This window comes from Allobacillus halotolerans, from assembly GCF_018967645.1.
GTDB lineage: Bacteria > Bacillota > Bacilli > Bacillales > Alkalibacillaceae > Allobacillus > Allobacillus halotolerans.
In genome coordinates, this window is record NZ_JAHLZF010000010.1 from 35256 (window position 1) to 47744 (window position 12489).

Below are 12489 nucleotides of genomic sequence, written 5' to 3' on the forward strand. Positions count from 1 at the left end.
ATGTGTAAAAATGGCATTTAATTTTGACTACGGTTTTGAAGAAAAATTATTCAGTAAAACGATGGATGAAGCATTAGAAAGTTTTCAATTTTCATATGAAGACAACTCATTAAACTCATCAGTTAATCAATTTTTATCAGAACAAGGATTACAAGACTTGATTAACCCTAAATCAACTGGAGAAATGAACTTGTTTTTAGGATCACTTTTAATGAAACAAGTCGGAAAGTATCTACCTGCTTTTCCAGTAATCGAAAACATCTTGGCGAGATATATTATCGGAAATCAAAGTATAACCAATATCACAGAGGAATCAATATTCAGTTTAGCGTGGAAAGCAAGCCTCGAGATAGCTGAAGACGGAGAGCAACGATATATAAAGGGTGAAATCGGACACATACCATTTGCTAATAACGTTAATTGGATTCTGGTTCCTTTGGAAACAGAAGTTGTATTCATCAATACCGACGTACTTGAAGATCAATTTTCTAGTGAAAATTCAATTGACTTAACTCATCCTCTATATAAAGCGAAATTAAATCAATTACAAATAGATAATGAATCAATTTTTATACAACCGTACGATCATTCAGAATTTAAGGTGATCAGTAAGCAATTGATTGCGTCTGAGTTAAGTGGAATGGCAGAACGTGTTTTTCAAGAAACTCTAAATTATGTGAAAGAAAGAGAGCAATTCGGAGTTATAATCGGAAAATTTCAGGCAGTCAAGCACATGTTAGCAGATATGTATTTACTAAAGGAAAGCATCCAAACATCTATAGAGTATACAGCTTGGTCGATTGAAAACAGCACTGAAGACCCAAACCTTTTAGCAACGATTTCTAAAACTTATGCATCTTACTCAGGGGTAAAGTTAATTGAAGATGCAATCCAGTTACACGGTGGAGTCGGAATGACTTGGGAACACATGCTTCATTATTACTTGAAAAGAGCTTATCGTTTATCAACAATGTTAGGCACAGAACGATTAGAAAAACGATTGATTGCGGATGAATTAAAACGTAATAGTGTTTTAGTCGGACAGTAAGATATTTTTTTGGAGTTTTCGTACCGGTAATCAATTCATTGTACCGTTAAACGGTATTAGGAGGTGTCGTTTGTGTCTAATAAAGTCGATTTGTCCATCAAAAATAAGGTTGCGGTTATAAAACTGAATGATCCAAGCAAATTAAATGCTTTATCGGTAGATGTAAAACGAGATCTAAACTTGTTTTTAAAGGAATTAGAAAACCGTGACGACGTTGAAGTCATTGTCTTAACTGGATCTGGTAAAGCATTTTGCGCCGGAGGAGACGTTAAGGGGATGGGTGAGAGAACGACAATTGAATCGTTAGAAAAAATCAGTAATACAACAAATATTTCACTGATCATCCAATCGATAAAGAAACCAGTTATTGCAGCTGTAAACGGTTACGCTTTTGGTGCTGGATTTGGATTGGCTCTATCGTGCGACATTGTATTTGCTAATCCGTCTACTAAATTTGGATTGACATTTAATAAAGTCGGTTTAATTCCAGATTTCGGAACGTTGTATTTTCTGCCAAGGATTGTTGGTCCGTGGAAGGCAAAAGAACTTATCTTTTCAGGTGCAATTATCGATGTAAACGAAGCGAAAGAATTAAACATTGTAAATCAAGTTTCTGAAGATGTACTGGATTATGCAATTGAATTTGCCGAAGAATTGGCAGATGGACCTGTACAGACGTTGAAATTTGTTAAAACAATTTTAAACCAAACGACTAATTCTGATTTAAAAGGAACAATCACTTATGAAAATCAAGCACAGGTCATTTTACAACAAACAAAAGATCATTTAGAAGGAATTCAAGCTTTCAAAGAAAAGAGAGAACCGAAATTTGTAGGGAAATAAAGGAGGAATCAAAAATGAGAGAAACAAACCACGCCGTAATTGTTGATGCTATAAGAATACCTATTGGGCGAAGAAAAGGAGTATATTCCGATACAAGATCAGAACATTTATTGACTCACGTCATAAAGGGCTTAGTTGAGCGGGCGGGATTGTCACAAAACTCAGTTGATGATGTGATTGTTGGTTGCGTTACACAAAATCAGGAACAAGGAAATAACATTGGGAGAATTGCTACTTTAATGTCAGGGCTTGATCAATCTACTCCTTCAATGACATTAAATCGAAAATGTATATCTTCTCAGCACGCAATACATCAAGCCGCGCAAAGCATCCTCAGTGAAGATCACGATATTGTCATCGCTGCAGGGATTGAGAATATGACTCGTCACCCAATGGGTTCAGATAAGGTAGAAGAACCTAAAGAGTTAACAGATTTATATGAAATAGTGCCTCAAGGTGAATCGGCTGAGCGAATAGCAGAAATATGGGGATTGAATCGGAATGAAATGGATGAATATTCTTTGCGGAGCCATCAACTGGCTGATCAAGCAACAAAAAATGGAGATTTCCAAAATGAGATCTTACCTATCGAAGTAGAAGTAAATGGTGAAAAGAAAAATGTTACTAAAGACGAAGGAATTAGACCTGAGACAAATGTAGAAAAATTAGGTAGTTTGAAAACTGTCTTTCGAGAAGATGGGAAAATTACTCCTGGTAATTCTAGTCAAATAAGCGATGGAGCTGCAGCTGTCTTAGTAATGTCAGAAGAGAAAGCAAAAGAGTTGGGGTTAAAGCCAAGGGCTAAAATTATTGCAAGGACATTAATTGGCTCTGATCCGACGTTAATGCTAACCGGACCCATTGAAGCGACCAAGAGAGTTTTGAAAAAAGCCAATCTAACAGTAGAAGACATAGGATATTTTGAGTGTAATGAAGCATTCGCACCGGTTGTTTTGTCGTGGATGAAAGAGTTAAATGTTCCTCTGGATAAGGTGAATGTTAGAGGAGGAGCAATCGCTTTAGGTCATCCTACTGGTGCGAGTGGGGCACGTCTAATGACTACCTTGGTAAACATTCTAGAAGATAAAAATGCGAAGTACGGACTACAAGTTATGTGTGCTGGTGGTGGGATGTCAGCAGCTACGATTATTGAAAAAGTTTAAGGAGTGATTGTATATGAATTTAGATGGAAAAGTAGCTATTATCACGGGATCTGGGCAAGGGATTGGTCGTGCAGTTGCTGAAGATATGGCTAGCAAAGGAGCAAGTGTCATTATAAATGACATTGATGAAAATGAAGCTCAAACAACGGCTAAAGCTATAAAGAAAGATGGAGGTAAAGTCGATTACTTTGTTGGAAATGTAGCGAAACCTGAAGATGCCCAAGGGTTAGTTGATAAAGCTCTAGATCGATTCGGCGATGTAGATATCTTGGTCAATAACGCCGCAATAACTGAACCTGCAATGATTCATAAAATGTCTGATGAGCAATGGGACAGAGTCATAGATATTGATTTAAAAGGAGTATTCAATTGTATTCGCGCAGTTACACCTACATTTAAAGACAAAGGAAAAGAGAATCCAGATGCTTTTTCAAACGGAAAAATTATTAACATCACTTCTGTAGCGGGGTTAACTGGTACAATCGGTCAAATTAATTATTCAGCAGCAAAGGCTGGTGTAGTTGGAATTACGATGTCAGCGGCTCGTGAGCTAGGTAGATACCGCGTTCAGTCAAATGCTGTGGCTTTTGGAATTGTTGAGACACGTATGACTGAAGTAATCCGTGGAGAAAAATTTGTTGATAAATATAAAGAAAAAATTGTTTTGAACAGATTTGCTCGCAAGGAAGATGTGGTTCCAGGTGTTACTTTCTTAGCGTCTGAGGGATCAGATTATATGACCGGTCATGTCATGAACATTTCAGGTGGTTACCATATTGGATCTTAAAAAAATCGGACGGAGGTTTGTAAATGAATAGCTTAATTGGACAAAAAACAGAATCCAGATATTTTAATGTTGAAAAAGAAGCGATAAAGGATTTTGCGAAAGCAATTAATGAAGATAATCCACTTTTTTTAGATGAAAATTTTGCTGCAAGGAATGGGTACTCATCAATTGTCGCTCCAATGACGTTTCCCACGACGTTTCGAGATAAAGTACCTGAGTGGTTTGAGAACTTGGATAAATCTAAACTTTTACACGGTCAACAAAAGTACCGGTATAAGCGTCGAATTGTGGCTGGGGATCAGATTAAGTATATAGAAAAATTAAAAGATATCTATGAAAAAGAAGGTAAAAGCAGTAAATTAACATTCTATGTGAGGGAACGAATCGGTTATGACATAACAGATGAAGAGGTATTTACAGAAGAATCCACTTTTATCATAAGGGAGGCAAAGTAAATGAGTGTTTTTGTAGATCAAGAATTGAGAGAAATAACGCATCCACCAATTACAAAAGAGCAGCTTATTAATTATGCTCATGCTTCCGGTGATAAAAACCCGATTCATATTGATGAGGAATTTGCAAAAAACTCGTCGATTGGAAGAGTAATTGCACACGGAATGATTTCGGCAGGGTTTCTAGCTTCCCATGTAGATAAAATAGCTAAGGAACCAAATCGGATAAAGAGTTATAGTTCAAAATTTAAATCAATCGTATATCCAAATGATACCGTTTCCACCGTTGTCGCAGAAGAAAGCGTGAATGGAGAAGAAGGTTATTTGCAACTTCAAGCCAAAAACCAACATGGCGAAGTTGTCACAGAAGCAGAAGCAATTATTGAAATGAGGTGAGGGAATGACTAAAACAGATAATCTCAAAAATATGTTACGGCCAAAATCTATTGTAATAGTTGGTGCATCAGGAGACCGTTCCAAGATTAGTTATAAACCAATTTCAAATTTAAGAGATATTGGTTTTGAGGGTGAAGTATTCTTAGTGAACCCTAAATATGAAGAGATAGATGGTTATCCATGTTATCCAAATATTGATAGCATTCCAGATAATATAGATGTCGCACTTGTTGCAGTTGGCTCTAAGTATGTAGAAGAAGTATTACATCAGTTGAAAAAGAAAAATATTAAAAGTGTGGCTTTATTTAGCTCTGGGTACTCTGAAACTGGTGAAAAAGGTCAAGAATTAGAAGATAGGATTGCTGAATTCTCAAATGAAAATTCTATACCGATTTGCGGTCCCAATTCATTAGGTTTTGCCAATGTTAAAGACAAAACAATTGTTTCATTTTCTACTTTAGAAATAGGAGATTATGATCCGGTTGCCTTTATAACGCAAAGTGGTGCATTAGGTTCATTAAGTTATACATCGGCAAAAGAGCTCGGTTTAGGCTTTCAATACTTTGTTTCCTCTGGTAATGAAACAAGTGTTGATTATTTTGACTATGTAAAATTTATGGCACAGCAAGATGACATTAGAGTGATTGGTGGTTATTTAGAAGGAGCAAGAAATTTTGAAAAAATGTCATCAGCAATCGACTTATGTCACCAGAATAATAAACCTTTAGTCCTTATGAAAGTAGGTAATTCCTCCAAAGGTGCAGAAGCGGCAAGTTCTCACACAGCAAGCTTGGCAGGGGATTCCAATATATATCGGAATTACTTTGAACAAAAAAATGTCGTTCAAGTTTCTGATGAAGACGAACTGATCGATACGATGTCCGTTTTCAACAAAACTAAGAAGAGTCCTCAACGAGGTGGATTGGCTGTTGTCACTCAATCAGGTGGTGCAGGAATAATTATTGCTGACCAAAGTGAAATTAAAGATGTACAGCTAGCAGAAATAAATGAATCAACCAAGGAGAAACTTCATGAGGTTCTACCGCCACATTCAACACTAAAAAACCCAATCGATTTCACTGCTCAAGTTAGTCAAAATCCACAACAAATTGTTGATTCTACTAAGATTACATTAGAAGATCCGAATGTTGAGTCAGTCATTTTGTATTTACAAATGACCGATGAAAGGTTTTTACCAATAATACCTGAGCTATCGAAAGTAGCAGAAGAAACGGATAAGACATTAGTGCTTTGCTGGTCAGGTATTAAACCAGAGACTAAAGAAAAAATATTAGCACAAAAAAATATCTGTTGGATACCTAATCCAACGCGAGCAATTAATGCAGTTGCTAATGTGATGAAATTCTATGAGAAACAAGAGCAACAACTAGATGAAGTAAGCTACTTAGTTGATCATGATAACCTTACTGAAAAGAAAGATCTTAAGGAGTTAGATGAACATCAAAGTAAAGAATTGTTAAGAAGTTATCAAATTCCTATTCCGAATAACTTTTCGATTAATCACTTTGAAGAACTAACAGACCAATTCGTAAATTATCCGATTGTGATGAAAGCCCTCCACTCAGAAATTCAACATAAAAGTGATTATGGGCTAGTTGAGATTAATATTAATAATCATGCAGAAGCACAAGAGGCATACGAAAAAATTATCAGCAACTGGGAAAAGCACTTTCCAGAGCATCAGAATAAAGAAGTGCTTGTCGAAGAGATGGCCGACGAAGGAGTAGAGGTTTTTGTCGGTTGCGTAAACGACGAAGTGTTTGGACCTTGTATTATGTTTGGTCTCGGTGGAATCTTTGTAGAGGTTCTAAAAGACACTGCAATCTTACCAGCTCCTTTAACATATAACCAAGCATCAAAAATGATTCGCTCCATTAAAAGCTTCCCAATCTTGGATGGAGAGAGGACTGGTATTCAATACGATTTAAAAGCATTGACTGAAGTAATTGTTAAAATTTCTGAGTTCTGTGCAATTCACAGTACGGAAATTTCTGAACTAGATTTAAACCCTGTTATTGTTCACGAACAAGGTAAAGGGGTCAGCGTTGTAGACGCTGTAATTGTAGATAAAGAAAGAGATTTAGAGAAAGTTAATCAATAAGGGGGGCAGGTGATGTATTCGTTAGAATCTATTAAGCCTCAATTGAAATTACCTATCATTATTGCTCCCATGTTTTTAATCTCGAATCCAAATATGGTCATTAAATCTTGCGAACAAGGTGTTATTGGATCATTTCCTGCGCTAAATGCCAGAACGAATGCAGAGCTAATAAATTGGATGAGATACATTAAGTCAGAGTTGAATGAATTCCAAAAGAGAACAGAGGAGAATCCTGCACCTTGGGCAATCAACTTTATATGTCATCGAACGAATAAAAGATATGAGGAAGATTTGCAAGCAATAAGTGAATTACAGCCGCCTATTGTCATCACTTCATTAGGGGATCCGTCTCCGGTAGTCAAAATTGTTCATGCATATGGAGGTCTTGTGTTTAGCGATGTAATTAATGTTTCATTTGCAAAAAAAGCAATTGAAAAAGGGACAGATGGATTAATCTTAGTGTCTGCTGGGGCAGGTGGCCATGGAGGAGAGTTAAATCCAATCTCTTTCTTAAATGAAGTGAGAAGCTTTTGGGATGGACCTGTAGTTCTGGCTGGAGGGATATCAGAGGGCAAAGATATCTTGGCCGCCCAAGTATTAGGTGCTGATTTGGTTTATATGGGTTCCAAGTTCATCGTTGCGGAAGAAAGTGATGCTGAAGATGAATATAAACAAATGATCATAGACTCTTCCATCGAAGACATTATTTATACTAACTATTTTAGTGGTATAAGTGCCAATTATTTAATTCCTAGTATAGAAAATGCAGGGATTGATTTAGTGGAAATTAAAAATGGAATGAAAGATAAAAATGAATTAAAAAGAATTGGAGTACGCACCTGGAAAGATATTTGGGGTGCAGGACAAGGAATAGGGCCGATTCAAAAGATCGAACAGATTGAAGAAATAATTAACGAATTAACAGTGACATACCATGATGAAGCCAAAGACTTAGGAAAGAAATGGAGGGGCAATTATGTTAGCAAGTCTTAAATTGCCAAAAGCAACATTAAGTAAAGAACATAATGAGTTTCGTTTAGAAGTTAGAAGTTTTTTAGAAGAAGAAATTAAAAAAGGAAGCTTTCACCCAAGTGTCGATTCTTGGATGGGTGGTTATTCGATCGAATTCTCCCGAAAACTAGGTGAAAAAGGTTGGATAGGAATGACCTTACCTAAAGAGTACGGAGGGCAAGAGAGAACTTCAATTGAACGTTATGTCTTAATCGAAGAACTATTAGCTTATGGAGCTCCAGTGGCTGCCCATTGGTTTGCTGATCGTCAAACTGGTCCACTCCTGTTGAAATACGGAACTGAATCTCAAAAGAATAGATTTTTACCTAAAATCTCTAAGGGTGAATGCTTTTTTTCTATCGGACTTAGTGAACCGAATGCTGGTTCTGACCTAGCTTCTTTAAAAACAAGAGCTACTAAAGTTGAAGGCGGATGGCTCTTGAACGGATCTAAAATTTGGTCAAGTGGCGCTCACTTGTCACACTATATGCTTACATTATGTCGTACAGAGGAGCAAAAAGAGAATAATAAACATGCTGGATTAAGTCAGCTTATTGTTGACTTATCTGCTGAAGGGGTAAGTATTCGTCCAATTAAATATCTCTCTGGGGAAAACCATTTTAATGAGGTGTTTTTTGAGGATGCATTTATTCCAGAAGATCATCTAGTAGGGGAAGAAGGTAATGGTTGGGTGCAGAGTATGCAAGAACTGGCTTTTGAAAGAAGTGGGCCAGAACGTATATTAAGTACTTATCCATTAATTGAAGAAGTATATCAAGATTTGTTGACTAATAATGATTTTGAAGGAATGAAGAAGTTAGTTCCAATTATATCTGAGTTGATTTCCTTAAGGCAAATGTCTTTAAGTGTCGCACAGTTGCTAGAAGATGGAGAAGACGTCAATATCGCTGCAGCAATAGTTAAAGATATGGGAACGCGATTCGAGAAAAATGTAGCCGAAGAAATCCGTTTAATAGTAAATCAAAAACCCTCGCAGTTTTCATCCAACCAGATTGCTAGATTAATATCAGAATCTATTTTACATTCCCCAGGGTTTACGTTAAGAGGAGGCACAACAGAGATCTTAAGAGGAATTATAGCGAAGGGAATGAATAAATAATGAGTGAAATGCAAGATATTATTATTCAATCAGCTGAGAAAATTTTTAAACGACATACGACCAAGGAATTGGTTGATGAGTTAGAAGAAGGCAAGTTTGATGAGAAGACATGGAAGCTATTGGTTGATAATGGACTCACGACAATTGGTGTACCAGAAAGTCTCGGTGGGGTAGGCGGGGACTTACAAGATGCATTTCAAGTAATTAAGTTATCAGGAAAGTATACACTGCCAGTACCTTTAGCTGAGACAATTCTTGCAAATCTAATGTTGTCACGCATCGAAGTTCAAGTAGATACTACATTGAGGTCTATTCATTTTAATGAATCTGATGGTTTAAACTTAGAGAGCGATAAAGAACAATTTTTGATGAATGGACAATTAAATAATGTCACTTGGGGTAGGTTTCTAGAAGAATTGATCGTTGTCACAAAATATAATCATAAGGATTATGTAGTTAAGGTTTCTCCACAACAATCTAAAATTGAAAAGCGTCAAAATTTAGCTGGTGAACCAATGGATGATCTTGAATTTAGAAATGTTCAAATTAACCCAGAAAATATCACTGAAATTAATCGTGAGTCATTTATCAAAAATCTAATGGATTTAGGTGGAGTAACAAAAGTTTCTCAAATGTGCGGCGCTTCTGAAGAAATACTTAATCTATGTCTATTCCTCACAAATGAAAGGAAACAATTTGGAAGACCGTTAAATCGATTACAAATCATTCAACAATACCTAGCAACTTTAGCAGGTGACACCGTTAATATTACAACCAATTTTGATTACGTGGTTGATGCTTTAGAAAAACATCAAATGACATACGAAGTGGCGAACTCAAAAATTATAACGAATACTGCTATTCGGAGAATTGCTGAAACAGCACATCAAATTCACGGTGCAGTTGGGGTGACACATGAACATAAATTGCATCAGTTAACAAGACGATTGTGGTCTTGGAGAGAAGAATTTGGTAACGAGCAGTTTTGGACTCAGTTATTTGCAGAGAAGTTGATGGACGAACCTAATGAATTATCACTGTGGAAAAAAATCAATAATCAGAAGGAAGAATTAGTAAACACATAAGAAGGGGTGGAAAGATGTCTGATTTGCTATTTTCAGTTAAAGATCATGTGGCTTATATTACAATGAACAGGCCGGATTCATTGAACGCTTTTAGTGAGGAAATGATTGTTGAATGGATTAAAGCCCTGGAAGAGGTAAGAGATTCGGATGATATTAGAGTGGTAGTATTGTCTGGTAACGGTAGAGGTTTTTGTGCTGGCGGTGACATTAAAGAAATGAGTAAGGGAAGAGGATTTTTTAACAGTTCTGAAGATATCAGTAGTACAGCACTTAACCGAAAAAATTCAATCTGGAAAAAAGTTCAACGAGTACCCCTACTACTTCAAGAAATAGATAAACCGGTCATTGCTAAAATGCACGGATTTGCTATCGGAGCAGGTTTAGATATGGCATTAATGTGCGATATTCGTATTGCGGCTGATACGACGAAGCTATCAGAAAGCTACGTTAAAGTAGGTATTGTTCCGGGTGATGGAGGAGCTTATTTCTTGCCTAGAATAGTAAATTTCGATCAAGCATTAGATATGTTATGGACTGGTAAAGTATTAACCGGGGACGAGGCAAAGGAAATAGGCTTGGTCACTTATTCGGTTAAAGAAGATCAGCTAGATGAATTTGTAGAAGAATACGTGCAAAAGCTGGTTAAAGGACCTCAGCAAGCAATTCAGTTAATCAAAAGAGCTGCTTACCAAGGACAACGAATGGATTTAAGATCTCATCTAGATCAAATCTCTTCACATATGGGGATTGTCACAGAACTGGATGATCATAAAGAAGGAGTCAAAGCAGTAATTGAAAAAAGAAATCCCAAATTTAATTAGAAACTAAAGTAGGCCCACCCACAAGCAAACCTTGCGGGTGGTCTTTTTGCATTGTATGTCGGTTGGCTCATATATTTAGATTTTGGTCAAATATTTAAGTGGTTAGGGTGCATATAATGATATGTTGGGCGTATTTCACCTAAATTAGGTTACAAATACAGATATCAAGGCTTATATTTTTATGGTAAGGGCACATAGGAAGTAGGAAATGTACTATATTTATAAAAAGTGATGTATAACTGTTAGTTCGTAATATACAAAAAAGAATCCAAGTCTTTTAAGGATTTGGTGTTTTTTTGTTTAATTGGAGAGGATTTCTTAATTTGTCGTATTTCTTTTAGATTCAGGAGTATATATTTGGGTGGCGGGCGTATATCTGATGGATTCGGTCTCATATCTTCTTTGTAAGGTCTCATATTGACGTGATATGGATTATATATTTTAGATTTGGCTGCATATATCCTAGCGTTCACCTCATGAATCATTGATACGGACTCAATATATATAGCTAAAGTGGAATCATAATTTACTAAATCATCTGATATGGCACACTGAACGCGAATTTACTCAGCTCAGTATCATTCAATCTTTTTCAGACGGTGCTTTTGTTTTCATAGCAAAGAATGACAATACATTTGTCTTCCTCCATTCCTTAGGTGGAGGATAATGCTTTTTTTGAACATGTTTGAAATGAAAATCCATACTCAATAATCACGAAGAATATTTTTTGCACTTAGTTACTGATTCATCCTTAAATCCAGTAATGCTTAAATAAAAGTAACTATTATAACAATTTATAATAAAAATAATTTTCTAAAAATTCTCTTGACTTATCATTTACATTCATATAAGATATTCAATTAATAAGTTATAACTTTATATTTATTGGAGGCACGCTAGCAGTGATTAACAAAAATGCGCCTCATCCTTTATATCATCAAGTGAAAAATCTAATTGAAGAGAAAATCATTTCAAATGAATGGCCAAAAGGTTTCCAAATTCCTACGGAGAAAGAATTAGCAAAGCGATTTGATGTTTCAACGATTACTGTAAAAAGAGCGATTTTAGACATGGTTCATGAGGGGCTTTTATATCGACAACGCGGAAAAGGAACATTTGTAACTTCCAAGCGCGAGACAGATCTCCAAAGCTTAGTCACATTGAAACATGACGCAGAAGATGAAGTGAAACATCCTCACCGAATGTTAGGGTTTGAGCGTATAAATGCCAATCCATTAATCGGAAAGAAGTTAGATATTGATGAGAAGGATGAGATTTTTAAAATTAGTCGAGTAAAGCTAAATGGTAAGAAGCCAGTAGTAATTGAACACACTTATTTACCTACAGAGCTATTTTCAGGTTTGTCGGAGGAAATGCTTCAGGATGAATTGCTTTACAGTGTGCTTCAAAACAATTTTGGATTTGAATTAGATCAGGCCAAAATATACTTTTCTACATTGACAGCAAATTTTGAAGAAGCAGAGTTATTGAATGTACCTGAGGGTGAGCAACTGTTCGTTATTGAACGTACAACACGGACTAAAGACGGGACATTAGTCGAATACTCGAAATTTATTATTCGGCAAGAGGAATATCAATTTTATATAGACGTAACAATTTAGAGAATTGCACACTCAAGGT

12 protein-coding genes are annotated in these 12489 nt (G+C 36.1%); all 12 read left to right on the forward strand.

Annotated elements, in window-relative coordinates:
* The first annotated feature begins 10 nt into the window (after positions 1 to 10).
* The 12 genes from KQ486_RS08030 to KQ486_RS14615 all read left to right on the forward strand — a co-directional run bounded on the left by KQ486_RS08030 (position 11) and on the right by KQ486_RS14615 (position 12470).
* Positions 11 to 1048: an acyl-CoA dehydrogenase family protein gene (locus KQ486_RS08030; protein ID WP_216687310.1), complete on the forward strand. Its 1038-nt coding sequence runs from the start codon at positions 11 to 13 to the stop codon at positions 1046 to 1048.
* Between the two features lie 72 nt (positions 1049 to 1120).
* Positions 1121 to 1891: an enoyl-CoA hydratase/isomerase family protein gene (locus KQ486_RS08035; protein ID WP_216687311.1), complete on the forward strand. Its 771-nt coding sequence runs from the start codon at positions 1121 to 1123 to the stop codon at positions 1889 to 1891.
* Between the two features lie 14 nt (positions 1892 to 1905).
* Positions 1906 to 3054, forward strand: coding sequence for a thiolase family protein (locus tag KQ486_RS08040; RefSeq protein WP_216687312.1), 1149 nt, complete (start codon positions 1906 to 1908; stop codon positions 3052 to 3054).
* Positions 3055 to 3067: 13 nt separating this feature from the next.
* Complete coding sequence (locus KQ486_RS08045) at positions 3068 to 3841, forward strand: SDR family NAD(P)-dependent oxidoreductase (protein ID WP_216687313.1); 774 nt, start codon at positions 3068 to 3070, stop codon at positions 3839 to 3841.
* A 23-nt stretch (positions 3842 to 3864) separates the two neighbouring features.
* Entirely contained in the window at positions 3865 to 4296 is a 432-nt protein-coding gene (locus KQ486_RS08050) for an FAS1-like dehydratase domain-containing protein (RefSeq protein ID WP_246569244.1), read from the forward strand.
* Positions 4297 to 4689: a MaoC/PaaZ C-terminal domain-containing protein gene (locus KQ486_RS08055; protein WP_216687314.1), complete on the forward strand. Its 393-nt coding sequence runs from the start codon at positions 4297 to 4299 to the stop codon at positions 4687 to 4689.
* Between the two features lie 4 nt (positions 4690 to 4693).
* Positions 4694 to 6811 carry an acetate--CoA ligase family protein gene (locus KQ486_RS08060; protein WP_216687315.1) on the forward strand — a complete coding sequence of 706 codons (2118 nt, stop codon included), beginning with the start codon at positions 4694 to 4696 and terminating at the stop codon, positions 6809 to 6811.
* A 12-nt stretch (positions 6812 to 6823) separates the two neighbouring features.
* Positions 6824 to 7804, forward strand: coding sequence for an NAD(P)H-dependent flavin oxidoreductase (locus tag KQ486_RS08065; protein ID WP_216687316.1), 981 nt, complete (start codon positions 6824 to 6826; stop codon positions 7802 to 7804).
* Entirely contained in the window at positions 7788 to 8942 is a 1155-nt protein-coding gene (locus KQ486_RS08070; protein ID WP_216687317.1) for an acyl-CoA dehydrogenase family protein, read from the forward strand. The genes KQ486_RS08065 and KQ486_RS08070 overlap by 17 nt, the downstream gene beginning before the upstream one ends.
* Entirely contained in the window at positions 8942 to 10027 is a 1086-nt protein-coding gene (locus tag KQ486_RS08075) for an acyl-CoA dehydrogenase family protein (RefSeq protein ID WP_216687318.1), read from the forward strand. Before KQ486_RS08070 ends, KQ486_RS08075 begins: the two co-directional genes overlap by 1 nt.
* A gap of 14 nt (positions 10028 to 10041) precedes the next feature.
* Entirely contained in the window at positions 10042 to 10848 is an 807-nt protein-coding gene (locus KQ486_RS08080) for an enoyl-CoA hydratase/isomerase family protein (protein WP_216687319.1), read from the forward strand.
* Positions 10849 to 11750: 902 nt separating this feature from the next.
* On the forward strand, positions 11751 to 12470 hold the full coding sequence (locus KQ486_RS14615) for a GntR family transcriptional regulator (RefSeq protein WP_216687320.1): 720 nt from the start codon (positions 11751 to 11753) through the stop codon (positions 12468 to 12470).
* Positions 12471 to 12489 lie beyond the last annotated feature (19 nt).

Bases quoted from the DNA above. Each gene is read 5' to 3' on its own strand.
- KQ486_RS08055 (WP_216687314.1), top strand. From the start codon at position 4,297: ATGAGTGTTTTTGTAGATCAAGAATTGAGAGAAATAACGCATCCACCA.
- KQ486_RS08030 (WP_216687310.1), top strand. From the start codon at position 11: ATGGCATTTAATTTTGACTACGGTTTTGAAGAAAAATTATTCAGTAAA.
- KQ486_RS08075 (WP_216687318.1), top strand. From the start codon at position 8,942: ATGAGTGAAATGCAAGATATTATTATTCAATCAGCTGAGAAAATTTTT.
- KQ486_RS08050 (WP_246569244.1), top strand. From the start codon at position 3,865: ATGAATAGCTTAATTGGACAAAAAACAGAATCCAGATATTTTAATGTT.
- KQ486_RS08060 (WP_216687315.1), top strand. From the start codon at position 4,694: ATGACTAAAACAGATAATCTCAAAAATATGTTACGGCCAAAATCTATT.
- KQ486_RS08080 (WP_216687319.1), top strand. From the start codon at position 10,042: ATGTCTGATTTGCTATTTTCAGTTAAAGATCATGTGGCTTATATTACA.
- KQ486_RS08040 (WP_216687312.1), top strand. From the start codon at position 1,906: ATGAGAGAAACAAACCACGCCGTAATTGTTGATGCTATAAGAATACCT.
- KQ486_RS08070 (WP_216687317.1), top strand. From the start codon at position 7,788: ATGTTAGCAAGTCTTAAATTGCCAAAAGCAACATTAAGTAAAGAACAT.
- KQ486_RS08065 (WP_216687316.1), top strand. From the start codon at position 6,824: ATGTATTCGTTAGAATCTATTAAGCCTCAATTGAAATTACCTATCATT.
- KQ486_RS08045 (WP_216687313.1), top strand. From the start codon at position 3,068: ATGAATTTAGATGGAAAAGTAGCTATTATCACGGGATCTGGGCAAGGG.